Below are 21,801 nucleotides of genomic sequence, written 5' to 3' on the forward strand. Positions count from 1 at the left end.
CCCCGGGATCCTCCGGGGTGGGCGGCCCGTCGCCGGTGCGACCTCCGGCTCAGCCGGTCAGGCCGGGGAGGGCCGGGAGGGTGCTGGTCAGCCCGCCGATCGGGGTCTTGTCCAGGCCCGGGATGGTCGGGATGGCGGCGCGCTGCTGGGTGACGCCGGCCAGCGGGGTGTCGCCGGCCGGGACGGCCTGGCCGACGCTCGGGGCGAGGGTGCCCAGCGCCTCCGTCACCTTGCCGGCGGCGGGCAGCTTGGCGGCGGTGTCGGTGACCGCGCCGGTCACCGCCGGGTTGGTCAGCGCGCTGGTGGGCAGCCCGAGGCCGCCGGCCGCCTGGCCGTCGGCCGCGGAGGCGGTGCCGGCGCCGACCGCCGCGATGGCGATGCCGAGCGCCGCGGTGCCGGCGGCCTTGAGAGCCTGCTTCATGGTTGGTCCCCTTTGGGTCCTCGTCGGTGGCCGACTTCCACGCACGGGACCGGCGGACGGGCGACCGCCGCCGCGACGTGTCGGCATGACTGGCACACCGTAGTGAGCCGGTCGCGCGGGAGCCAAAGGGCGTTCACTCACCCGAGTGAGTAGTCGGATGAACGCCAACTCCGTTGCCCAAAGCGGGCGTTCATCCGACGCGAGGACCGGGGCCGCTCAGTGGCCGCCGGCACCCACGCTGAACAGCCACTCCGCCTTCAGCTCGGCGTAGCCCGGCTTGATCACGTCGTTGATCATCGCCAGCCGCTCGTCGAAGGGCAGGAACGCGGACTTCATCGCGTTCACCGTGAACCACTCCAGGTCCCCCAGGGTGAAGCCGAAGGCGTCCACCACGTGCCCGAACTCCCGGCTCATGCTGGTGCCGCTCATCAGCCGGTTGTCGGTGTTCACGGTGACCCGGAACTTCAGCCGGCTGAGCAGCCCGATCGGGTGCTCGGCGTACGAAGCGGCGGCGCCGGTCTGGATGTTGGAGGTCGGGCACATCTCCAGCGGGACGCGCTTGTCGCGCACGTACGCGGCCAGCCGGCCCAGTTCGACCGCGCCGTCCTCGCCCACCGTGATGTCGTCGACGATCCGCACGCCGTGGCCGAGCCGGTCGGCGCCGCAGCACTGCAGGGCCTCCCAGATCGACGGCAGGCCGAAGGCCTCGCCCGCGTGGATGGTGAAGTGGTTGTTCTCGCCCTTGAGGTAGTCGAAGGCGGCCTGGTGGCGGGTGGGCGGGAAGCCGGCCTCGGCACCGGCGATGTCGAAGCCGACCACGCCCCGGTCCCGGTGGCGGTTGGCCAGTTCGGCGATCTCGGTGGACCGGGCGGCGTGCCGCATCGCGGTCAGCAGGGTGCCGACGCGGATCCGGTGGCCGGCCTCGCGGGCCTTGGCCTCGCCGAGGCGGAAGCCCTCCTGGACGGCGTCGACGACCTCGTCCAGGCTCAGTCCGGCCTCCAGGTGCTGCTCGGGGGCGTAGCGGACCTCGGCGTACACGACGCCGTCGGCGGCCAGGTCCTCGGCGCAGTCCGCGGCGACCTTGACCAGTGCCTCGCGGGTCTGCATCACGGCGCAGGTGTGCGCGAAGGTCTCCAGGTAGCGGACCAGCGAGCCGGAGTCGGCGGCCTCGCGGAACCACTCCCCGAGTTCCTTCGGGTCGGTGGTGGGCAGGCCCTGGTAGCCGCAGGCGGCGGCCAGCTCGACCACGGTCTCCGGGCGCAGCCCGCCGTCCAGGTGGTCGTGCAGGAGGACCTTCGGCGCGCGGCGGATCTGGTCGGCGGTGGGGATGCGCGGGCCGGTGCCCGCGGTGGTGACGGGGATCTGCTGTTCCATTGCGGAAATATAGCCCCTACGCGCGTAGACCGACCACCGCGAACACCACCGGATGGTCCAATCTCCATGCGGAATTCCACCGCCCGGTCCATACGATCCACCAAGGCGTCAACCCGCCGCCGCCACGGCGTCAGTCGTGCTGCACCAGCCGACCGCGCCGGGAGAGCACGAAGTCCCGGAACGCCGCCGCCGGCGGGGTCAGCGGCCGCCCCGCCGCCCAGGCCAGCCCGATCGCCCGCCGGGCGCGCGGCGCCGTCACCTCCAGCTCCACCACCCCCGGCCGCGGCACCAGGGCCGGCGGCAGCAGCGCCACCCCCAGCCCGGCCGCCACCAGCCCGCGCAGCGTCTCCGCCTCCTCCCCCTCGAACGCCAGCCGCGGCACGAACCCGGCCTCCGCGCAGAAGCCGTCCGTGATCACGCGCAGCCCGTACCCCCGCTCCAGTCCGACGAACGGCTCCTCGGCCACCTCCGCCAGCCGGATCCGCCGCCGCCCGGCCAGCCGGTGGTCCGCCGGGACGACCAGGTGCAGCCGCTGCTCGTCCAGCGGGCGGGCGGTGAACGCCGGGTCGTCCGGCAGCGGCGCGACCAGGCACAGGTCCAACTCCCCCGCCCGCAGGCGCTCCAGCATCGCCGCGCCGTAGTCCTGCACCAGCTGGAACCGCACCCGCGGACGCTCCGCGCGGAAGCCGCGCAGCAGCGCCGGCACCGCGTCCGGGCCCATCGTGTGCAGGAAGCCGAAGGACACCAGGCCCACCTCCGGGTCCGCCTCCGCCCGCGCCGCCGCCGCACCGCGCTCGACCTCCGCCAGCGCCCGCTCCACCGAGGCCAGCAACAGCCGGCCCGCCCTGGTCAGCCGGACCGCACGACCCTGACGGGCCAACAGGTCCACCCCCAGCTCCTCCTCCAGCCGGGCCACCGCGCGCGACAGCGTCGGCTGCGGCACCCCGAGCAGCGCGGCCGCCCGGGTCACGTGCTCCAGCCGGGCCACCGCCGCGAACTGGGCCAGCCGGGGCGCCAGCAGCACGGCCGGCTCCTCCGGGCCCAACTCGGCCGCCCGGTACCGCTGCTCGCCACCGTCCACCGTCTCCGGACCCGACACCGCACACCACCTCGACCCATACGCCAGTGCATCGATCATCCACGCCTCATGCATTGGACGCATCAACGGGGGCGGGCCTACGGTCGACGTCATGCAGCCCTCCGATACCAGGGCATCCGCGACCACCCCGGATGCCGCCCCCTCCGCCACCCCCGCGGACGACCGCCTCCGCCCCGGCCTGCGCGCCTTCCGCCGCGCCAACCTCGCCCTGTTCGCCGCCGGGGTCGCGACCTTCGTCCTGCTCTACTCCACCCAGGGCCTGCTGCCGGTCCTCTCGGCCGACCTCGACCTCACCCCCGGCCAAGCCAGCTGGACGGCCTCCGCCGCCACCCTCGGCCTCGCCCTCGGACTGCTCCCCGCCAGCGCGCTCTCCGACCGGTACGGCCGCACCGCGGTGATGACGGCCTCCACGCTCGCCGCCTCCGCGCTCGCCCTCACCCTGCCCTTCGCGCCGGACCTCACCACCCTCGTCACGCTGCGGGCCCTCCAGGGCGCCGCCCTCGCCGGACTCCCGGCCACCGCCATGGCCTACCTCGCCGAAGAGGTCCACCCCAGCGCGCTGCCCTCCGCGATGGGCCTGTACGTGGCCGGCAACAGCATCGGCGGCATGGGCGGCCGACTGCTCTCCGGCTGGACCGCCGCCGGGCTCGGCTGGCGCTGGGGCCTCGCCGCCTCCGCCGTCCTCGCGCTGCTCGCCACCCTCGTCTTCCGGCTGCTGATCCCCGCCGCCCGGCACTTCGCCCCGGCCCCGGTGGACGCCCGCGCGCTCGCCCGCACCGTCGGGCGGCACCTGCGCAACCCGCTGCTGGTGCGGCTGTACGCGCTCGGGATGCTCTTCATGGCCGTGTTCGGCGCGGTCTACAACACCGTCGGCTACCGGCTGATCGCCGCCCCGTTCCACCTGCCGGAGTCGATCGCCGCCTCGATCTTCGCCGTCTACCTGGTCGGCACCGGCACCTCCGCCGCGGCCGGCCGGCTCTCCGGCCGCCTCGGGCGGCGCGGCACCCTCTACGTCTCCATCGGCGTGACCGCCGCCGGCCTGCTGCTCTCCCTCGCCGAGTCCCTGGCCTGCGCCCTGCTCGGCCTGGTCCTGATCACCGCCGGCTTCTTCGCCGGCCACGCCACCGCCTCCTCCTCGGTCGGCCGCACCGCCACCGAGGGCCGCGCCCAGGCCTCCGCCCTCTACCTGATCGCCTACTACCTCGGCAACAGCCTCGGCGGCACCCTCGGCGCCGACGCCTACCACGCCACCGGCTGGCCCGGCGCCGCCACCGTCGGCCTCACCGCCATGGCCCTCGCCGCCGCCGTCACCCTCTACGCCACCCGCCAGGCCCACGCCTCCCGGCGGGCGGAACAGCTGGGCAGACTTTCCGCCAGGTAGACTTTCCCCATGGCAGACCTCAAGCGCCGTCGTCGCCCCCACCTGGTGTCCACGCCCGTACGGAAGAAGGGCGTGGTCACCATTCCGCAGGAGATAAGGGAGCAGTTGGACCTCCAGGAGGGCGACCAACTCGTGGTCGCGGTGGAGGACGGCCGGATCGTCCTGACCCCGGCCTCCGTCATCCCGGACGACCAGGCGTGGTTCTGGAGCGGCTCCTGGCAGGAGAAGGAGCAGGAGGTCGACGAGGCGATCGCCGAAGGCGAGCGGGGCGAGGTGTTCCAGGACGGGGACGCCTTCCTCCAGTCACTCGCCGACGAGGCCGGCCTCGACCTGGGGGAGATCCAGCGCCGTGCCGACGTATGAGTCACTGGCCCATTTCCTGCGCGACTGGAAGAGCCTGACCGCCGCGCAGAAAGCCGCGTTCCTGGTCGCCGTGGCCCAGTTCGTCGCGGACCTCCGCGCCGGCCGGGGCTTCCGCCGAGGCCTGCGGGTCAAGAAGGTGCAGGGCCACCCGGAGATCTGGGAGATGACCTGGGCCCCGGACGGCCGGGCGACCTTCAGCTACGGAACCCCGGTCCAGGGCGGCGAACCGCACATCGTCTGGCGCCGGATCGGCACCCACGACATCTTCGGCCGCCCGTGAAGCGCCACGAGCTCGCCGTACCGCTCCTCTCCCGGCAGCTCGACGCCCGCACCTTCGGCGACAGGGTCGCCGTCGGCCCGTGGACGCTCGACACCGGTGGCCCGCTCACGTACGCCTGAGCATGCGGAGGGGCCCGCACCCGCCGAGCGGGTACGGGCCCCGGGGTGCTCAGGCAGCCGGGGCCTGGAAACGGACGGTGGCCTGGGTATCGGGCGTGACGTGGATGTCGAGCTCCGATTCCAGCGCGGCCGCCAGCCGTTGCAGCAGCGGGAGCGTGGGCACCACGCCCGCGCCCTCGATGGACTCGATCTCCTCTTCGGTCATGTGCGCCCGGCGCGCCACATCGGCCTCCGACAGGCCGAGAGCGGTCCGCCGGTCGTACAGGGCCTGCCCGAATGCCCAGGAGTAGTGGAACTCAAGCCGCTCAGCAGCCTCCTCCGGGCTCTCCGGAACCTGCTCGCCCAACAGCTCGCGGGTGCGGCGGGTCTTCCACTGGTAGTGGCTCACCGTTGCTCTCCTTCCGGGACGATCCGGCTGAACTCTCCGTGTGCGGGTTCGTGTTCGGACTCGCAGATCTTCTGAGCCCACAGCGCCCGGGTGACCTCTGTAGTCTCGCGCATCCGTTTCTTGGTGAACACCGTCAGCAGAATGATCCGTCGCCCGGGTGCGAGCCAGTAGGTGACTCTCGTGGCCGCGCCACCCAGATCGATGCGGAGCTCGCGCACCGGTCCGTCCAGATGACGCGAGTACGGCTCGCCGAGCGTCGTCGGACAGTCCGCCAGGAGATCGACGGCGCGCATCGCCCTGGAATAGTGCCGCGCCGACAGCGCGATGAGCCAGTCGCGGACCTCGGGTTCGATCTCGACCGTGAAGCGGTCAATTCCCATGTGCGGCAGCATAGGACACGCCGCCGCACATGGAGTAATCGTATGACTACGCGATGCGGTCGAGGACGATCGGGTTCGGCGTGAAGGCGGTGCCGGCCGGGGCGACCTCGATGGCGCCGGCCAGGGCCTCGACGGCGTAGCCGAAGCGCTCCGGGGTGTCGGTGTGGAGGGTCAGCAGGGGCTCGCCGGCCGTCACGGTGTCGCCGGGCTTGGCGTGCATCTCGACGCCGGCACCGGCCTGGACCGGGTCCTCCTTGCGGGCGCGGCCGGCGCCCAGGCGCCAGGCGCAGACGCCGATCGCGTAGGCGTCCAGCGCGGTGAGCACGCCGGAGGCGGGGGCGGGGATGACCTGCTGCTCGCGGGCGACCGGGAGCGGGGCGTCCACGTCGCCGCCCTGGGCGGCGATCATGCGGCGCCAGTGGTCCATCGCGGAGCCGTCGCGCAGCGCGTCCGCCGGGTCCTTGCCGTGCACGCCGGCCGCGGCGAGCATCTCGCGGGCGAGTGCGAGGGTCAGCTCGACGACGTCGGCCGGGCCGCCGCCCGCCAGCACCTCCAGGGACTCCCGGACCTCCAGGGCGTTGCCCGCGGTGAGGCCGAGCGGGGTGGACATGTCGGTGAGCAGGGCGACGGTGTTGACGCCGGCGGTGGTGCCCAGGCCGACCATGGTGCGGGCCAGTTCGCGGGCGTCGTCCAGGTTCTTCATGAAGGCCCCGGAGCCGACCTTGACGTCCAGGACGAGTGCGCCGGTGCCCTCGGCGATCTTCTTGGACATGATCGAGGAGGCGATCAGCGGGATCGCCTCAACGGTGCCGGTGACGTCGCGCAGCGCGTACAGCTTCTTGTCGGCCGGCGCGAGGCCGTCGCCCGCCGCGCAGATCACCGCGCCGACGGAGCGCAGCACGTCCAGCATCTCCTCGTTGGAGAGCAGGGCGCGCCAGCCGGGGATGGACTCCAGCTTGTCGAGGGTGCCGCCGGTGTGGCCGAGGCCGCGGCCGGACAGCTGCGGGACGGCGGCGCCGCAGGCGGCGACCAGCGGGGCGAGCGGCAGGGTGATCTTGTCGCCGACGCCGCCGGTGGAGTGCTTGTCGCTGGTGGGCAGCGGCAGCGAGGAGAAGTCCATCCGGACGCCGGAGCGGATCATGGCGTCGGTCCAGCGGCTGATCTCGTGCGGCTTCATCCCGTTCAGCAGGATCGCCATCGCCAGCGCGGACATCTGCTCGTCGGCGACCTCGCCGCGGGTGTAGGCGTCGATGACCCAGTCGATCTGAGCGTCGCTCAGCTCTCCGCGATCGCGCTTGGTCCTGATGACGGAGATGGCGTCCATGCGTGCTCCAAGAGGGGTTTCAAAAGCGAAGAGTGCCGCGAGATGGCCGGGTCCGGCCCACTCGCGACACTCTACGCGCGTAACAGAATTGGCGGCCAGAGCCTGGCTAGAGCCGCTCGGGCCCGAACGCGTCCGGCAGGACCTCGCTCATCGGCTTGACGCCCGAGGGCAGTTCGACCAGCAGGCCGGGTCCTCCGTGCTCGTACAGCAGCTGGCGGCAGCGCCCGCACGGCATCAGCAGTTCGCCGGCGCGGTCCACGCAGGTGAAGGCGACCAGCCGGCCACCGCCGGAGGAGTGCAGCGCCGACACCAGCCCGCACTCGGCGCACAGCCCGAGCCCGTACGAGGCGTTCTCCACGTTGCAGCCGGTGATCACCCGGCCGTCGTCCACCAGCGCCGCCGCGCCGACCGGGAAGCGGCTGTACGGCGCGTACGCGCGGCCCATGGCCTCGCGCGCCGCCGAACGCAGCAGTTCCCAGTCGATCGCGGACGGCGCCTGAGGCCCGGGGGCGGTCACTTGCCCTGGCCCTTGCGGTAGATCTGGCCGTCCGCCTTCGGCATCCGCAGCCGCTGCGAGGCCAGCGAGAGCACCACCAGGGTGATCAGGTACGGCGTGGCGACGATCAGCGGGCGCTGCACCTCGTCGGTGAGCGCGTACCAGGCGATCAGGCCGCCGGCCACCACGAAGGAGATCACCGTCGCGGTGTACTTGCGGCGGTACAGCTGCCAGAGCGCGAGCAGGACCATCGCGATGCCCACGATCAGGATCAGCACGTGCACCGACTCCGGGTCGCGCAGCTGGAGGCTGTCGGTGAAGCCGAACAGGCCGGCGCCCATGGCGAGCCCGCCGGGCATCCAGTTGCCGAAGATCATCGCGGCGAGGCCGATGAAGCCGCGGCCGAGGGTCTGGCCGTCCTTGTAGAAGTGCGCCGCGACCAGCGACAGGTACGCCCCGCCGAGGCCGGCGAAGGCACCGGAGGCGATGACCGCGAGGTACTTGTACTTGTAGACGTTGACGCCCAGCGACTCGGCGGCGGTCGGGTTCTCGCCGCAGGAGCGCAGCCGCAGGCCGAACACCGTGCGCCAGAGGGCGAAGTAGCTGACCACGATCAGCACGCCGGCCAGCAGCACGACCACCGAGATGTTGGTGACCAGGCCGCCGAGCACGCCCGCGATGTCCGAGACGAAGAACCAGTGGTGGCCCTCGATCTCCTTCAGCCAGGAGGACAGCCCCGGGACGGTGATGTACGGCAGCGGGTCCGCCGGCGGGGACTGGTTCTGGCCGGCACCGGCCGAGACGTAGTCCTTGTAGTAGATCCGGTTGACGTACGCGCAGATGCCGGGGATCAGCAGGTTGATGCCGACGCCGGAGACGATGTGGTCGACGCCGAAGGTGACGGTGACGACCGCGTGCAGCAGGCCGCCGACGGCCCCGCCCAGCATGCCGGCCAGCAGGCCGACCCACGGGTTGACCAGGTAGCCCGCCCAGGCGCCGCAGAAGGTGCCGGCGACCATCATGCCTTCGAGGCCGATGTTGACCACGCCGGCCCGCTCGGACCAGAGGCCGCCGAGACCGGCCATGCCGATCGGCACGGCCGCGCCGAGCGCGGCGGTGACCTGCCCGGAGGAGGTCAGCGAGTGGTTGCCGGTGGCCATGCCCACGGCGGAGAACAGCACCAGGGCGCCCGCGATCAGGAGCAGGACGACCGGCCAGGACAGCTTGCGCTTCTTCGCGGGTGCGCCCGACGCCTTCGGGCGGGCAGCGGTGGCCGTGCTCATGCGGACACCTCCTTCTTCTCACTGTTCGCGGCGGCCTGGGCGGCGAGCTGGGCGCCGACCTTCTGCTGCTGGCGCTTCAGGCCGTAGCGGCGCACCAGCTCGTACGCGACGACGACGCAGATGACGATGGTGCCCTTCATGACGTCGACGATCTCGAAGGGGAAGCCGCCCTGGAGCGGCAGCACCGAGCCGGTGACGTCCAGGAAGGCGAACAGCAGCGCCGCGAAGGCCATGCCGATCGGGCTGTTGCGGCCGAGCAGGGCGATCGAGATGCCCAGGAAGCCCAGACCGGGCTGGAAGCTCTGGCCGAAGTAGTACGAGTTCTGCAGCAGTTCGGGCAGGCCGATCAGACCGGCGATCGCGCCGGAGACCACCATCGAGATGACCACCATGCGCTTGACGTTCACGCCGGAGGCGGTCGCGGCGGACTCCGAGCGGCCGGTGGCGCGCAGGTCGAAGCCGAACCGGGTGCGGGTCAGCACGAACTGGAAGACCACGCCGACCAGGGCGGCGACGAAGATGAAGCCCCAGAGCGTCCCGCCGGCCGTCTCCATCGAGAAGAAGTGGCTGGACTGCGAGATCGGCTCGGTCTGGATCGAGTTGGTGGTGCCGCTGGTCTTCGGCGCGAAGATGCCGGGGACGAGCAGCAGGCCGATGATCGCGGTCGCGATCGAGTTCAGCATGATGGTCGAGATGACCTCGCTGACACCGCGGTAGACCTTCAGCAGACCGGCGACGCTCGCGTACAGACCACCGACCAGCATGGCGGTGAGCAGCAGCAGCGGGATCTGGATGAAGGCCGGCAGGTCCAGCTTGGCGCCGACGAAGGCCGCGAACAGCGCCGCGACCTTGTACTGGCCCTCGACGCCGATGTTGAACAGGTTCATCCGGAACCCGAACGCGGCGGCCGCGGCGGCCAGGTAGTAGGTGGTGGACCGGTTGAGGATGCCCACCTGGCCGTCCGACTTGCCGGCGTACGTGAGCATCACGTTCCACGCGTCGAACGGGTTCTTGCCCGAGGTCGCCAGCAGGACGGAACAGATCACGATGGAGAGCAGGACCGCGAGCACCGGCGCCGCCAGTGCCAGCACGATCCGCTCGCCGCTGAACCGCTTGGCCAGGCCGGGCTTCGCGGCGGCGGGGTTGGGACTGGTCATGGGTTACTCCCCCGCCTGCGGGTCGTCGGCGGTGTCGGTGGGCTGGGGCCCGGCCTCGGCCTCGGTGCCCTCGGCCGCGACGGCCCGCGCGTCGGCGACGGCCTCCGGCTCGGACTCGAGGTGGCCGCTGGCCGCGCCGGTCATCGCGGTGCCGAGGTCCTCGGCGGTGACGGTGGCCGGGTCGGCGTCGGCGACCAGACGGCCGCGGTAGATCACCCGGATGGTGTCGGACAGGCCGATCAGCTCGTCCAGGTCGGCGGAGATCAGCAGGACGGCCAGGCCGGCCCGCTGGGCGACCCGGATGTGCTCCCAGATCTGCGCCTGGGCGCCGACGTCCACACCGCGGGTGGGGTGGGCGGCGATCAGCAGCTTGGGCTGGTGGCTCATCTCGCGGCCGATGATCAGCTTCTGCTGGTTGCCGCCGGAGAGCGAGGCCGCGGTGACCTCGATGCCGGGAGTGCGGACGTCGTACTCCTCGACGATCCGCTGGGTGTCCGCCCGGGCGGCGGTCGGGTCGAGCAGCAGGCCCTTGGAGTTGGGCGTCTCGGTGACGTGGCCGAGGATGCGGTTCTCCCAGAGCGGGGCCTCCAGCAGCAGGCCGTGCCGGTGCCGGTCCTCGGGGATGTAGCCGATGCCGGCCTCGCGGCGGGCCCGGGTCTGGGCGCCGGAGAGGTCCTCGCCGTCCAGGGTGACGGTGCCGGCGTTCAGCGCCAGCATGCCCATGATGGCCTCGACCAGTTCGGCCTGGCCGTTGCCCTCGACACCGGCGATGCCGAGGATCTCGCCCTTGTGGATGCGCAGCGAGATGTCGTCCAGGACGACGCGCTCGATGCCCTCGGCGTCGGTCTTGGCGATCCGCAGCCCGTCGACGTCGAGCATCACGGTGTCGGTGACGGTCGACTCGCGGCTCTCCGGGGAGGGCAGCTCGGCGCCGACCATCAGCTCGGCGAGCTGGCGGGCGGTGACGGCCTTCGGGTCGGCGTCGCCGACCGTGGTGCCGCGCCGGATGACGCTGATCGCGTCGGCCACCGCGAGCACCTCGTGCAGCTTGTGCGAGATGAAGATGACGGTGACGCCCTCGGACTTGAGGTCGCGCAGGTTGTCGAACAGCGCGTCGACCTCCTGCGGGACCAGCACGGCCGTGGGCTCGTCGAGGATCAGGATCTTGGCGCCGCGGTACAGGACCTTGAGGATCTCGACGCGCTGGCGGTCGGCCACGCCGAGGTCCTCGACCAGGGCGTCCGGGCGCACGCCCAGGCCGTACTGGTCGGAGATCTCCTTGATCTTCGCCTTCGCCTTGGCGCCGATGCCGTGGAGCTTCTCGCCGCCGAGGACGACGTTCTCCCACACGGTGAGGTTGTCGGCGAGCATGAAGTGCTGGTGCACCATGCCGACGCCGCGGGAGATGGCGTCACCGGGGGTGTTGAACTCGCACGTCTCGCCGTTGATGGCGATGGTGCCCTCGTCCGGCTTCTGCATGCCGTAGAGGATCTTCATCAGCGTCGACTTGCCGGCGCCGTTCTCCCCCATCAGGGCGTGCACGGTGCCGGTGCGGACGGTGAGGTTGATGTCGTGGTTGGCCACGACACCGGGGAAGCGCTTGGTGATGCCGCGCAGTTCGACGGCCGGCGTCGCCGTCCCCGCGCTGGGGGTGCCGTCCTCGTGGGGCGGGACGGGCTCGGATGCGGTGATGGCGATCTCCTGGTGGTCTGGAGGCGCGTCATTGCGCTGGGAGGGCCAAGGGGGTGAACGTGGGGACGGAACGGGGCCCGGGGGTACGCCTTCGGCGCACCCTGCCGGGCCCCTCCCGTGAACTGTGCGGATCCGTCGCGCCGCCGGGCAGGCGGCGGGCGCTGCGGTGTCCGGAACGCGCGGTCCTTACTTGTTGGACGGCGCGGTCGGAATGGTGGTGGCGCCGGACTTGATCGCCTCGGCGGCGGCCTTCAGCTTGTCCTGGATGTCGTCCAGCTTGCCGCCGGTGGTGGCGAGCGAGACACCGTCGGCCTTCAGGTCGAACAGCTTGACGCCGGTCGGGTTCTGACCCTTCTTGACCGAGTCGACGTACGAGAACACCGCGGTGTCGACGTTCTTGACCATCGAGGTCAGGATGCTGTTCTTGTACTTCGCCAGGGCCGGCTGGTTGGCCTGGTCGGAGTCGACGCCGATGGCCAGGGCGCCCTGCTTGTTGGCGACGGCCTCGATGGCGCCGTTGCCGGAGGAGCCGGCGGCGGCGTAGATGACGTCCGCGCCCTTGTCGAGCTGGCCCTGGGCGGCCTCCTTGCCCTTGTCGGGCGAGGCGAAGCCGGTGAAGTCCGGCGGGGTCGTCAGGTAGGTGGTCTCGACCGTGATGTTCGGGTCGACGGACTTCACACCCGCCGTGTAACCGGCCTCGAACTTCTTGATCAGCTCGGACTGCACACCGCCGATGAAGCCGACGTGCTTGGTCTTCGACTTGTTCGCGGCGGCGACACCGGCCAGGTACGAACCCTCCTGCTCGGCGAAGAGCAGCGAGGTGACGTTGGCCGGCTGGTCCTTGTCGTTCGAGTCGATGATCGCGAACTTGACGTTCGGGTTGTCCTTGGCGACCTTGTTGACGGCCGGCTGGTAGACGAAGCCGACCGCGACGATCGTCTTGTAGCCCGCGTCGATCAGGTTCTTGAGGCGGGTCTCCTTGTCGGCCTCGGCCTCGCCCTGCTTGGCCTCGGCCTCGGTCACGTTGACGCCGAGGTCGGACTTGGCCTTGTCGAGACCACGGGCGGCGGAGTCGTTGAACGACTGGTCGCCACGGCCGCCGATGTCGTAGGCCATGCCGACCTTGAGCGAACCGTCGCCCGAGCCGGCGGTGGAGGAGGTGTCGGTGCTCTTTGCGCCGCAAGCGGCGAGCGAGGCCATGCCCAGGGAACCTGAGAGCACAACCGCGGCGAGCTTCATGGAACGGCGCAAGGGGGTATCTCCTTCTACACGCAACCGTTTGGCGTGGTCGGACGCCACCGTAACGCGCGTAGAACACGGTTGTGTTACGGGCTGGTAGCGCCTCCGGGTTGTTACCAAACCGTGGTCTGATGTTCTTCCTGAGACGCCAACCCGTGCGCGGACGGTGATCCGAGGTCGGTTTGGCCCAGTTTACGGACCCCATCCGGCGCCTCGGATCGCCACGACCCCAACGGTGCTGACGATCCCGTCACACGGCGGAAACACCGCCCCCGGGACCGCCCGTCAGCTGCCCTCCCCCTCCAGGGCCAGCGCCGAGAACAGTTCCACGCCGACGCCGATCGCCCGCTCGTCCACGTCGAACCGGCCCTGGTGGAGGTCCCTGACGGTGGCGTCGCCGGGGGCGCGGACGCCGAGCCGGGCCAGCGCGCCCGGGGCGTGCTCCAGGTACCAGGAGAAGTCCTCGCCGCCCAGGCTCTGTTCGGTGCCCTCCACCACCACGGCGCCGTCGCCCGCGAAACGGGCGTGCATCACCTCGTCCAGCCGCGCGACCGAGACCGCCTCGTTGACCACCGGCGGCACTCCGCGGTGGTAGTCCAGCGTCCACTTGGCCCGGTAGGTCTCGGCCAGCTTGGCGATCAGCTCGTGCAGCAGGTCCGGTGCCTCGCGCCAGCCGTCCAGTTCCAGGCAGCGGACGGTGCCCTCCAGTTCGGCGTGCTGGGGGATGACGTTGGGCGCGGAACCGGAGGCGATCCGCCCCCAGGCCAGGCTGACGCCCCAGCGCGGGTCCATCCGGCGGGCCAGCATGCCCGGGAGGTCGGCGGCCGCCTTGGCGACCGCGGTGACCAGGTCGGTGGTCAGGTGCGGGCGGGCGGTGTGCCCGCCGGGGCCGTCCAGGTGGAGCACCAGGCGGTCGCAGGCCGAGGTGATCGCCCCGACCCGCAGGGCGATCCGGCCGACCTCCACCTTCGGGTCGCAGTGCACCGCGAAGATCCGCCCGACGCCCTCCATCCCGCCGGCCTTGACCACGTCCAGCGCGCCGCCGGGCATGACCTCCTCGGCGGGCTGGAACACCAGCCGGACGGGGCGGCGCAGCTCTCCGGTGCGGACGGCCTCGGCCAGCACCAGGCCGGTGCCGAGCACCACCGAGGTGTGCACGTCGTGCCCGCAGGCGTGGGCCCGGCCGGGGACGGAGGAGCGGTACGGCACGTCGGTCTTGGCGTCGTCGATCGGCAGCGCGTCGATGTCGGCGCGGAAGGCCAGGAGCTCCGTGCCCGGGGTGGTGCCGGGCGGGACGATGTCGACGAGCATTCCGGTGCCGCCGGGCAGCACCCGGGGTTCCAGGCCGGCCGCCACCAGCCGGTCGCGCAGCAGCCCGGTGGTGCGGAACTCCTGGCGGCCCAGCTCCGGGTGCCGGTGCAGATCACGACGGAAGGCGACCAGCTCGGGCTCCAGCGCGCGGACCCGCTCACGGAGATCGGTGGCAGGGCGTGCGACGGCGAGAGTGGCGCCCGACTGAGCGGGCTCAGGACGGTTCATCTCGCCAATCGTAGGCCTGTTGGGGGGATTTGGCCCGACTTCCGGAAAACTTGTCTCCGGATGGGCGCATACCGGCCGGACAGGTGGGTATGACATCTCGTTTCAGCCGCCTTCCCCGGGTTGCGTGACCTGTGCAACGATCCCCCACGCCGGCGGTCACGGCCGACACTTCCGCTGCGGCACCGTCAAGTTGACCGGCGTTCAGCAGGACGTCAGAAGCGCTCCACCGGGGCGTACGTCCCCCACACCTCGCGCAGCGCGTCGCAGACCTCGCCGACGGTGGCCCGGGCGGCCAGCGCCTCCTTCATCGGGTACAGCACGACCTCCGTCCCCTCGGCGGCGCGGCGCAGCGCGTCCAGCTCCCGGCCGACGGCGGCGGCGGAACGCTCGGCCCGCAGCCGGGCCAGCCGCCGCGCCTGCCGCTCCTCGACCGCCGGGTCCACCCGCAGCGGCCGGTACGGCTCCTCCGTGTCCGACCGGAAGCGGTTGACGCCGACCACGGTCCGCTCACCGGAGTCGGTCTCCCGCTGGAGCCGGTAGGCGGTGCGCTCGATCTCGCCCTTCTGGTAGCCCTGTTCGATCGCGGCCACGGCGCCGCCCCGCTCCTCGATCCGGTCCATCAGCGCCCGCGCGGCGGCCTCCACCCCGTCGGTGAGCGACTCGACGGCGTAGGAGCCGGCGAACGGGTCGACGGTGGCGGTCACGTCGGTCTCGTACGCGAGCACCTGCTGGGTGCGCAGGGCGAGCCGGGCGGCCTTCTCGGTGGGCAGCGCGATCGCCTCGTCGAAGCCGTTGGTGTGCAGCGACTGGGTGCCGCCGAGCACCGCGGCGAGTGCCTGCACGGTGACCCGGGCCAGGTTGACCTCCGGCTGCTGGGCGGTGAGCTGCACTCCCGCGGTCTGGGTGTGGAACCGCAGCGTCTGCGAGCGCGGGTCCCGGGCACCGAATCCGTCCCGCATGACTCTGGCCCAAATCCTGCGTGCGGCGCGGAACTTGGCCACTTCCTCCAACAAGGTCGTGCGGGCCACGAAGAAGAACGAGAGGCGGGGCGCGAATTCGTCCACGGCCATTCCGGCGTCGAGCGCGGCGCGGACGTAGGCGATGCCGTTGGCCAGGGTGAAGGCGATCTCCTGCGCGGGATCGGCCCCGGCCTCGGCCATGTGGTAGCCGGAGATCGAGATGGTGTTCCAGCGCGGGATCTCGGCCCGGCAGTACCGGAACACGTCGGCGGTCAGCCGCAGCGAGGGCTGCGGCGGGAAGATGTACGTGCCGCGGGCGATGTACTCCTTCAGCACGTCGTTCTGGACCGTTCCGGTGAGCTCGGCCGGCGCCACCCCCTGGGCCTCGCCGACGAGTTGGTAGAGGAGCAGCAGCGGGGCGGCGGGCGCGTTGATGGTCATCGAGGTGGACACCGCGCCGAGCGGGATGCCGTCGAACAGCACCGCCATGTCCTCGACGCCGTCCACGGCCACGCCCACCCTGCCGACCTCCCCGGCGGCGAGCGGCGCGTCCGAGTCGTAGCCCATCTGGGTGGGCAGGTCGAAGGCGACCGAGAGGCCGGTGCCGCCGCCCGCGATCAGCTGCCGGTAGCGGGCGTTGGACTCGGCGGCGGTGCCGAACCCCGCGTACTGGCGCATCGTCCAGGGCCGGCCGGTGTACATCGTCGGATGGACGCCCCGGGTGTAGGGGTACTCCCCCGGCCGGCCCAGCCGGGCGCCGGCGTCCCAGCCCGCCAGGGACTCGGGTCCGTACAGCGGCTCGATCTCGAAGCCCGACTCGGCGCGGCGCGGCTCGGCGGCCATGGGGGTCCCTCCGGAACTGGAATCGGTCCTCCTGGTCCAGGGTCCGGCCGGCCCGCCGGGGCGGCGACGCGGTTGAGATGATCGGGTGAACGACCGACGAGCCCCAGGGAGTGGCAATGACCGAGCAGAAGGTGGCCGTGGTCACCGGTGCCAGCAGCGGAATCGGCGCGGCGACCGCGCGCCGGCTGGCCGCCGAGGGCTTCGAGGTGGTGCTGACCGCCCGCCGCACCGAGCGCGTCGAGGCGCTGGCGAAGGAGATCGGCGCCGGGGGCGGTTCGGCCCGGGCCGTCACCCTGGACGTGACCGACCGCGCCGCCGTGGACGCCTTCGCGGCCGGGGTCGGCCGGGTGGACGTCCTGGTGAACAACGCCGGCGGCGCGATCGGCGCCGAGACGGTCGAGCACGGCGACCCGGCCGACTGGCGGGCCATGTACGAGGTGAACGTGCTCGGCGTGCTGCACGTGACCCAGGCCCTGCTGCCGGCCCTGCGGGCCACCGGCGACGGCACGGTGCTGGTGCTCTCCTCGACGGCCGCGCTGGCCGCGTACGAGGGCGGCGGCGGGTACGTCGCGGCCAAGCACGCGGCCCACACCATCGCGGCCACGCTGCGGCTGGAGCTGTGCGGGGAGCCCATCCGGGTGATCGAGATCGCGCCCGGCATGGTGAAGTCCGAGGGCTTCGCGGTCACCCGCTTCCGCGGCGACGAGGAGAAGGCCGCCGCGGTGTACGCGGGCGTGGCCGAACCGCTCACCTCGGAGGACATCGCGGACACGGTGGCGTGGGCGGTCACCCGGCCCTCGCACGTGAACATCGACCTGCTGGTGGTCCGCCCCCGGGCGCAGGCCGCCAACCACAAGGTCCACCGCGCCTGAGCTGTGCCGATGGCGGGGAGGGCGCCTGCGACGGGGAGGGCGCTGACACCCGGGCGTCAACGTCACAACTTGATAGCTCGTCCGGATGAATTCGGCGCGCGCCCTCCCCAACTGATGAGCGCTCAACTACCTTTGAGGCGCTGACGGACCGGCCCCGAGCGCCCCTCCGCGGCCCCATACTCCAGCTACGCCATCCACCCCACTTCACCGGCACCTTCCCGCCCTCAGGAGGAGGACCCGCTGGCCAGCGACATCCCGTCACAGCGGCTCGACGCCAGAACAGAGCCGACCCTCCTCGGGTTGCACCGCTTCAACGAAGCCGACGCCGGCGCCGCCGAGGAGGCCCTGCTGGCCTGCTGCGGCAGCCACCGCTGGGCCCTGCGCCTCACCGCACACCGGCCCTACCCCGACATCGAGTCCCTGCTGGCCGCCGCCAGCGAGGCCTCCTACGACCTCCGCCCGGCAGACCTCGCCGAGGCGCTGGCCGACGAGAGCTGGATGCCGCAGCCGCTGCTCGGCATGCGGGCTCCCGGAAGCCAGGCCGCGCACACCGCGCTGCGGGCGGCGCACGCCGCCTACGAGGCCCGGTTCGGCCACGTCTTCGTGGTCTGCCTGGAACGGGTCGCCCCGGAGGAGATGCTCGACACCGTGCTCTCCTCCATCCGCACCCGGCTCGCCAACGACCCGGACGAGGAGCGGCTGATCGCGGCCGACGAACTCCGCCGGATCGCCCTCACCCGCCTGGAGCACCTGGTCGCCACCCATTCGGAGGCCGCGGCGCACTGAACCACGGCCGTACTCGCGGGCGCACTCCCCTCCACGGGCAGGCGCGCGCGAGTACGGCCGAGCCCGGTTCACCCGTGGGAGGGATGCCGGTCGACACCCAGTGCGACCGACTGGTCACTCATCGCGGTGATCGCCGCCTTGGTTCCCGCGCAACTAGGCCAGAAGTGCCTGATTGATCACACCTGGGGCCCCCGGAGGCGCGCCACGACAAGGCGTCGATAGGATGCTGGCGGCCGGTGGACCGTACCCGGCCGGGCTGACCGACACCGAAGCCGGCCGAGCCCCCAATCGCTTCCGGAGGGTTTTTCCGTGCCGGCTGGAACGCTGTACCGCGGCCGGGAAGGCATGTGGAGCTGGGTGGCTCATCGAGTCACCGGCGTCCTCATCTTCTTCTTCCTGTTCGCCCACGTCCTGGACACCGCCCTCGTGCGAGTGTCGCCGGAGTCCTACGACACCGTCATCCAGACGTACAAGACTCCCCTCGTGAACCTGATGGAGTACGGCCTGGTGGCCGCCATCCTGTTCCACGCCCTCAACGGCCTGCGGGTCGTGGCGGTGGACTTCTGGGCCAAGGGCCCGAAGTACCAGAAGCAGATGCTCTGGACCGTCGTCGGAGTCTGGGTCGTCCTGATGGCCGGTTCCTTCTACGGGATCCTCCAGCACACGCTGATCTCCTGGTTCGGGAAGTGAGCCGAGACATGTCCACGGAATACTCCGACGCCATCGTCGTCCCTTCCAAGCAGGCGCACACCGGCAGGGGACTGGGCACCGGCAACCCGGCCGACGCGTTCGTCATCGAGCCTCCGCGCAAGCGGACCGGCAAGACCCCGCGCCGCACCCGCACCAACTTCGAGATGCTGGCCTGGCTCTTCATGCGCCTGTCCGGTGTCGTCCTGGTCGTGCTGATCCTCGGCCACCTGCTGATCATGCTGGTGCTCGACGGCGGCGTCTCCAAGATCGGCTTCGCCTTCGTGGCCGGCCGCTGGGCCTCGCCGTTCTGGCAGGGCTGGGACCTCCTGATGCTCTGGCTCGCCATGCTGCACGGCGCCAACGGCATGCGTCAGGTCATCAACGACTACGCCGAGAAGGACTCGACCCGGCTCTGGCTCAAGGGGCTCATGGGTACCGCCACGGTCTTCACCGTGCTGCTGGGCACCCTGGTGATCTTCACCTTCGACCCCAACATCTGAGCCGCGAGCACCATCGACCATCGGCAGAGGCCAGAGGCGAGTTAACCCCCCATGCAGATTCACCAGTACGACACCGTCATCGTCGGCGCCGGCGGCGCCGGCATGCGCGCGGCCATCGAGTCGACGCAGCGCAGCCGCACCGCCGTCCTGACCAAGCTCTACCCGACCCGGTCCCACACCGGCGCGGCCCAGGGCGGCATGTGCGCCGCCCTGGCCAACGTCGAGGAGGACAACTGGGAGTGGCACACCTTCGACACGGTCAAGGGTGGTGACTACCTGGTCGACCAGGACGCCGCCGAGATCATGTGCAAGGAGGCCATCGACGCGGTCCTCGACCTGGAGAAGATGGGTCTGCCCTTCTCCCGCACCGAGCAGGGCCGGATCGACCAGCGCCGCTTCGGCGGTCACTCCCGCAACCACGGCGAGGCCCCGGTCCGCCGCTCGTGCTACGCGGCCGACCGCACCGGCCACATGATCCTCCAGACGCTGTTCCAGAACTGCGTCAAGCACGGCGTCGAGTTCTTCAACGAGTTCTACGTCCTCGACCTGCTCATCAACGAGGGCAAGACGGCCGGCGTCGTCGCCTACGAGCTGTCCACCGGCGAGATCCACGTCTTCCAGGCCAAGTCGGTCGTGTTCGCCTCCGGCGGCACCGGCAAGTTCTTCAAGGTCACCTCCAACGCCCACACCCTCACCGGTGACGGCCAGGCCCTGGTCTACCGCCGCGGCCTGCCGCTGGAGGACATGGAGTTCTTCCAGTTCCACCCGACGGGCATCTGGCGCATGGGCATCCTGCTCACCGAGGGCGCCCGCGGCGAGGGCGGCATCCTGCGCAACAAGGACGGCGAGCGCTTCATGGAGCGCTACGCCCCCGTCATGAAGGACCTCGCGTCCCGTGACGTCTGCTCCCGCGCGATCTACACCGAGATCCGCGAGGGCCGCGGCTGCGGTCCCGAGGGCGACCACGTCTACCTCGACCTGACCCACCTGCCGCCGGAGCAGCTGGACGCCAAGCTGCCGGACATCACCGAGTTCGCGCGCACCTACCTCGGCATCGAGCCCTACACGGACCCGATCCCGATCCAGCCCACCGCGCACTACGCCATGGGCGGCATCCCGACCAACGTCGAGGGTGAGGTCCTGCGCAACAACACGGACGTCGTCCCGGGCCTGTACGCGGCCGGCGAGGTCGCCTGCGTCTCCGTGCACGGCGCCAACCGCCTGGGCACCAACTCGCTGCTGGACATCAACGTGTTCGGCCGCCGCGCGGGCATCGCCGCCGCCGACTTCGCCAACGCGAACGACTTCGTCGCGCTGCCGGACAACCCGGAGGAGAAGGTGCAGGCGCTGATCGACGGCCTGCGCGAGTCCACCGGGACCGAGTCCGTGGGGCAGATCCGCAAGGACCTCCAGGAGTCCATGGACACCAACGCGATGGTGTACCGCACCGGCGCCACCCTGAAGCAGGCGATCGAGGACGTCGCCGCGCTGAAGGAGCGGTACAAGAACGTCTCCATCCAGGACAAGGGCTTCCGTTACAACACGGACCTCCTGGAGGCCGTCGAGCTGGGCAACCTGCTCGACCTGGCCGAGGTCCTGGTCGTCTCCGCGCTGGCCCGCGAGGAGTCGCGAGGCGGCCACTACCGCGAGGACTTCCCGACCCGTGACGACGTGAAGTTCATGCAGCACACCATGGCGTACCAGGAGGTCGCCGCCGACGGCAGCACCTCCATCCGCCTCGACTACAAGCCGGTCGTCACGACCCGCTACCAGCCGATGGAGCGTAAGTACTGATGAGCACTCCGACCCTGGAGAAGCACTCGGCCGCTCTGGACGCGGTCGAAGCCGGTGCCGTCCAGCCGATCACCGTCACCTTCCGGATCCGCCGGTTCAACCCGGAGGAGCACCCGGACCCGGTGTGGGTCGACTACCAGCTGACGATGGACCCGAAGGAGCGCGTCCTGGACGCGCTCAACAAGATCAAGTGGGAGCAGGACGGCACCCTCACCTACCGCCGTTCCTGCGCCCACGGCATCTGCGGCTCCGACGCCATGCGGATCAACGGCCGCAACCGGCTGGCGTGCAAGACCCTGATCAAGGACGTCGACCCGGAGAAGCCGATCACGATCGAGGCCATCAAGGGCCTGACGGTCCTCAAGGACCTGGTCGTGGACATGGACCCGTTCTTCCAGGCGTACAAGGACGTCATGCCGTTCCTCATCACCAAGGGGAACGAGCCGACCCGGGAGCGCCTGCAGTCCGCCGAGGACCGCGAGCGCTTCGACGACACCACCAAGTGCATCCTGTGCGCCGCGTGCACGTCGTCCTGCCCGGTGTTCTGGAACGACGGCCAGTACTTCGGCCCGGCCGCCATCGTCAACGCGCACCGCTTCATCTTCGACTCGCGCGACGAGGGTGCCGAGCAGCGCCTGGAGATCCTCAACGACCGTGAGGGCGTGTGGCGCTGCCGCACCACCTTCAACTGCTCCGAGGCCTGCCCGCGTGGCATCGAGGTCACCAAGGCGATCCAGGAAGTGAAGCGGGCGCTGGTCACCCGCCGCTTCTGATCAGTCCATACGGAAGACGGTGGGACGGGTCTCGCGAGCGGGACTCTCC

Annotated in this window: 23 protein-coding genes; 10 read left to right on the forward strand and 13 right to left on the reverse strand. The window is 71.3% G+C overall.

Annotated features, from left to right (window positions below; genetic code table 11):
• Positions 1–49 precede the first annotated feature (49 nt).
• The 3 genes from ACFRMQ_RS18240 to ACFRMQ_RS18250 form a co-directional block, all read right to left on the reverse strand.
• Complete coding sequence (locus ACFRMQ_RS18240; RefSeq protein ID WP_380731482.1) at positions 50–421, reverse strand: ATP-binding protein; 372 nt, start codon at positions 419–421, stop codon at positions 50–52.
• 216 nt (positions 422–637) lie between these two features.
• Positions 638–1,795, reverse strand: coding sequence for an adenosine deaminase (locus ACFRMQ_RS18245; RefSeq protein ID WP_380731483.1), 1,158 nt, complete (start codon positions 1,793–1,795; stop codon positions 638–640).
• A gap of 130 nt (positions 1,796–1,925) precedes the next feature.
• On the reverse strand, positions 1,926–2,876 hold the full coding sequence (locus ACFRMQ_RS18250; RefSeq protein WP_380731501.1) for a LysR family transcriptional regulator: 951 nt from the start codon (positions 2,874–2,876) through the stop codon (positions 1,926–1,928).
• A gap of 109 nt (positions 2,877–2,985) precedes the next feature.
• On the opposite strand from ACFRMQ_RS18250, the gene ACFRMQ_RS18255 reads away from it, so the two are divergent.
• From ACFRMQ_RS18255 to ACFRMQ_RS18270, 4 genes are read left to right on the forward strand one after another with little or no spacing between them, the layout of a single operon-like run.
• A complete protein-coding gene (locus tag ACFRMQ_RS18255; RefSeq protein WP_380731484.1) occupies positions 2,986–4,275 on the forward strand; it encodes an MFS transporter in 1,290 nt (429 codons plus the stop codon).
• A 9-nt stretch (positions 4,276–4,284) separates the two neighbouring features.
• On the forward strand, positions 4,285–4,638 hold the full coding sequence (locus ACFRMQ_RS18260; protein WP_380731485.1) for an AbrB/MazE/SpoVT family DNA-binding domain-containing protein: 354 nt from the start codon (positions 4,285–4,287) through the stop codon (positions 4,636–4,638).
• On the forward strand, positions 4,625–4,918 hold the full coding sequence (locus ACFRMQ_RS18265; protein ID WP_380731486.1) for a hypothetical protein: 294 nt from the start codon (positions 4,625–4,627) through the stop codon (positions 4,916–4,918). Before ACFRMQ_RS18260 ends, ACFRMQ_RS18265 begins: the two co-directional genes overlap by 14 nt.
• Positions 4,915–5,037 (forward strand): hypothetical protein, encoded by a 123-nt coding sequence (locus ACFRMQ_RS18270; RefSeq protein WP_380731487.1) that lies wholly within the window; start codon positions 4,915–4,917, stop codon positions 5,035–5,037. Before ACFRMQ_RS18265 ends, ACFRMQ_RS18270 begins: the two co-directional genes overlap by 4 nt.
• 49 nt (positions 5,038–5,086) lie before the next feature.
• On the opposite strand, the gene ACFRMQ_RS18275 is transcribed toward ACFRMQ_RS18270, so the two are convergent.
• From ACFRMQ_RS18275 to ACFRMQ_RS18320, 10 genes are all read right to left on the reverse strand, one after another.
• Positions 5,087–5,425, reverse strand: a complete 339-nt coding sequence (locus tag ACFRMQ_RS18275; protein WP_380731488.1) for a helix-turn-helix domain-containing protein — start codon at positions 5,423–5,425, stop codon at positions 5,087–5,089.
• Positions 5,422–5,805, reverse strand: coding sequence for a type II toxin-antitoxin system RelE/ParE family toxin (locus tag ACFRMQ_RS18280; protein WP_380731489.1), 384 nt, complete (start codon positions 5,803–5,805; stop codon positions 5,422–5,424). The genes ACFRMQ_RS18275 and ACFRMQ_RS18280 overlap by 4 nt, the downstream gene beginning before the upstream one ends.
• A 46-nt stretch (positions 5,806–5,851) precedes the next feature.
• The gene (locus ACFRMQ_RS18285; protein WP_380731490.1) at positions 5,852–7,129 is read right to left on the reverse strand and encodes a thymidine phosphorylase; all 1,278 of its coding nucleotides are present in this window, start codon (positions 7,127–7,129) and stop codon (positions 5,852–5,854) included.
• 106 nt (positions 7,130–7,235) lie between these two features.
• Entirely contained in the window at positions 7,236–7,646 is a 411-nt protein-coding gene (locus ACFRMQ_RS18290) for a cytidine deaminase (RefSeq protein WP_380731491.1), read from the reverse strand.
• Positions 7,643–8,908 carry an ABC transporter permease gene (locus ACFRMQ_RS18295; protein WP_380731492.1) on the reverse strand — a complete coding sequence of 422 codons (1,266 nt, stop codon included), beginning with the start codon at positions 8,906–8,908 and terminating at the stop codon, positions 7,643–7,645. The genes ACFRMQ_RS18290 and ACFRMQ_RS18295 overlap by 4 nt, the downstream gene beginning before the upstream one ends.
• Positions 8,905–10,065 carry an ABC transporter permease gene (locus tag ACFRMQ_RS18300; protein WP_380731493.1) on the reverse strand — a complete coding sequence of 387 codons (1,161 nt, stop codon included), beginning with the start codon at positions 10,063–10,065 and terminating at the stop codon, positions 8,905–8,907. Before ACFRMQ_RS18300 ends, ACFRMQ_RS18295 begins: the two co-directional genes overlap by 4 nt.
• A gap of 3 nt (positions 10,066–10,068) precedes the next feature.
• The gene (locus ACFRMQ_RS18305; RefSeq protein WP_380731502.1) at positions 10,069–11,595 is read right to left on the reverse strand and encodes an ABC transporter ATP-binding protein; all 1,527 of its coding nucleotides are present in this window, start codon (positions 11,593–11,595) and stop codon (positions 10,069–10,071) included.
• Positions 11,596–11,943: 348 nt separating this feature from the next.
• Positions 11,944–13,008 (reverse strand): BMP family protein, encoded by a 1,065-nt coding sequence (locus ACFRMQ_RS18310; protein ID WP_380731494.1) that lies wholly within the window; start codon positions 13,006–13,008, stop codon positions 11,944–11,946.
• Positions 13,009–13,281: 273 nt separating this feature from the next.
• Positions 13,282–14,535 carry an amidohydrolase gene (locus tag ACFRMQ_RS18315; RefSeq protein WP_380731495.1) on the reverse strand — a complete coding sequence of 418 codons (1,254 nt, stop codon included), beginning with the start codon at positions 14,533–14,535 and terminating at the stop codon, positions 13,282–13,284.
• 212 nt (positions 14,536–14,747) lie between these two features.
• On the reverse strand, positions 14,748–16,337 hold the full coding sequence (locus ACFRMQ_RS18320) for a methylmalonyl-CoA mutase (RefSeq protein WP_380731496.1): 1,590 nt from the start codon (positions 16,335–16,337) through the stop codon (positions 14,748–14,750).
• Positions 16,338–16,453: 116 nt separating this feature from the next.
• Between ACFRMQ_RS18320 and ACFRMQ_RS18325 the strand changes: the two genes are divergently transcribed.
• The 6 genes from ACFRMQ_RS18325 to ACFRMQ_RS18350 all read left to right on the forward strand — a co-directional run bounded on the left by ACFRMQ_RS18325 (position 16,454) and on the right by ACFRMQ_RS18350 (position 21,752).
• Positions 16,454–17,209 carry an SDR family oxidoreductase gene (locus ACFRMQ_RS18325; protein WP_380731497.1) on the forward strand — a complete coding sequence of 252 codons (756 nt, stop codon included), beginning with the start codon at positions 16,454–16,456 and terminating at the stop codon, positions 17,207–17,209.
• Between the two features lie 300 nt (positions 17,210–17,509).
• The gene (locus ACFRMQ_RS18330) at positions 17,510–17,995 is read left to right on the forward strand and encodes a 2-oxo-4-hydroxy-4-carboxy-5-ureidoimidazoline decarboxylase (protein ID WP_380731498.1); all 486 of its coding nucleotides are present in this window, start codon (positions 17,510–17,512) and stop codon (positions 17,993–17,995) included.
• A 309-nt stretch (positions 17,996–18,304) separates the two neighbouring features.
• On the forward strand, positions 18,305–18,685 hold the full coding sequence (gene sdhC, locus ACFRMQ_RS18335) for a succinate dehydrogenase, cytochrome b556 subunit (RefSeq protein WP_316523755.1): 381 nt from the start codon (positions 18,305–18,307) through the stop codon (positions 18,683–18,685).
• Between the two features lie 8 nt (positions 18,686–18,693).
• Positions 18,694–19,185 carry a succinate dehydrogenase, hydrophobic membrane anchor protein gene (gene sdhD / locus ACFRMQ_RS18340; RefSeq protein WP_380731499.1) on the forward strand — a complete coding sequence of 164 codons (492 nt, stop codon included), beginning with the start codon at positions 18,694–18,696 and terminating at the stop codon, positions 19,183–19,185.
• Between the two features lie 51 nt (positions 19,186–19,236).
• Positions 19,237–20,979, forward strand: coding sequence for a succinate dehydrogenase flavoprotein subunit (gene sdhA, locus ACFRMQ_RS18345; protein ID WP_380731500.1), 1,743 nt, complete (start codon positions 19,237–19,239; stop codon positions 20,977–20,979).
• Positions 20,979–21,752 carry a succinate dehydrogenase iron-sulfur subunit gene (locus tag ACFRMQ_RS18350; RefSeq protein ID WP_380703681.1) on the forward strand — a complete coding sequence of 258 codons (774 nt, stop codon included), beginning with the start codon at positions 20,979–20,981 and terminating at the stop codon, positions 21,750–21,752. The genes sdhA and ACFRMQ_RS18350 overlap by 1 nt, the downstream gene beginning before the upstream one ends.
• Positions 21,753–21,801 lie beyond the last annotated feature (49 nt).

It is taken from the genome of Kitasatospora sp. NPDC056783, from assembly GCF_042789895.1.
GTDB lineage: Bacteria > Actinomycetota > Actinomycetes > Streptomycetales > Streptomycetaceae > Kitasatospora.

Coding starts and splice junctions, on each gene's coding strand:
- ACFRMQ_RS18240 (WP_380731482.1), bottom strand. CDS start 421: ATGAAGCAGGCTCTCAAGGCCGCCGGCACCGCGGCGCTCGGCATCGCC.
- ACFRMQ_RS18245 (WP_380731483.1), bottom strand. CDS start 1,795: ATGGAACAGCAGATCCCCGTCACCACCGCGGGCACCGGCCCGCGCATC.
- ACFRMQ_RS18255 (WP_380731484.1), top strand. CDS start 2,986: ATGCAGCCCTCCGATACCAGGGCATCCGCGACCACCCCGGATGCCGCC.
- ACFRMQ_RS18260 (WP_380731485.1), top strand. CDS start 4,285: ATGGCAGACCTCAAGCGCCGTCGTCGCCCCCACCTGGTGTCCACGCCC.
- ACFRMQ_RS18280 (WP_380731489.1), bottom strand. CDS start 5,805: ATGGGAATTGACCGCTTCACGGTCGAGATCGAACCCGAGGTCCGCGAC.
- ACFRMQ_RS18285 (WP_380731490.1), bottom strand. CDS start 7,129: ATGGACGCCATCTCCGTCATCAGGACCAAGCGCGATCGCGGAGAGCTG.
- ACFRMQ_RS18295 (WP_380731492.1), bottom strand. CDS start 8,908: ATGAGCACGGCCACCGCTGCCCGCCCGAAGGCGTCGGGCGCACCCGCG.
- ACFRMQ_RS18300 (WP_380731493.1), bottom strand. CDS start 10,065: ATGACCAGTCCCAACCCCGCCGCCGCGAAGCCCGGCCTGGCCAAGCGG.
- ACFRMQ_RS18305 (WP_380731502.1), bottom strand. CDS start 11,595: ATGGGGGAGAACGGCGCCGGCAAGTCGACGCTGATGAAGATCCTCTAC.
- ACFRMQ_RS18315 (WP_380731495.1), bottom strand. CDS start 14,535: ATGAACCGTCCTGAGCCCGCTCAGTCGGGCGCCACTCTCGCCGTCGCA.
- ACFRMQ_RS18320 (WP_380731496.1), bottom strand. CDS start 16,337: ATGGCCGCCGAGCCGCGCCGCGCCGAGTCGGGCTTCGAGATCGAGCCG.
- ACFRMQ_RS18325 (WP_380731497.1), top strand. CDS start 16,454: ATGACCGAGCAGAAGGTGGCCGTGGTCACCGGTGCCAGCAGCGGAATC.
- sdhD (WP_380731499.1), top strand. CDS start 18,694: ATGTCCACGGAATACTCCGACGCCATCGTCGTCCCTTCCAAGCAGGCG.
- sdhA (WP_380731500.1), top strand. CDS start 19,237: ATGCAGATTCACCAGTACGACACCGTCATCGTCGGCGCCGGCGGCGCC.
- ACFRMQ_RS18350 (WP_380703681.1), top strand. CDS start 20,979: ATGAGCACTCCGACCCTGGAGAAGCACTCGGCCGCTCTGGACGCGGTC.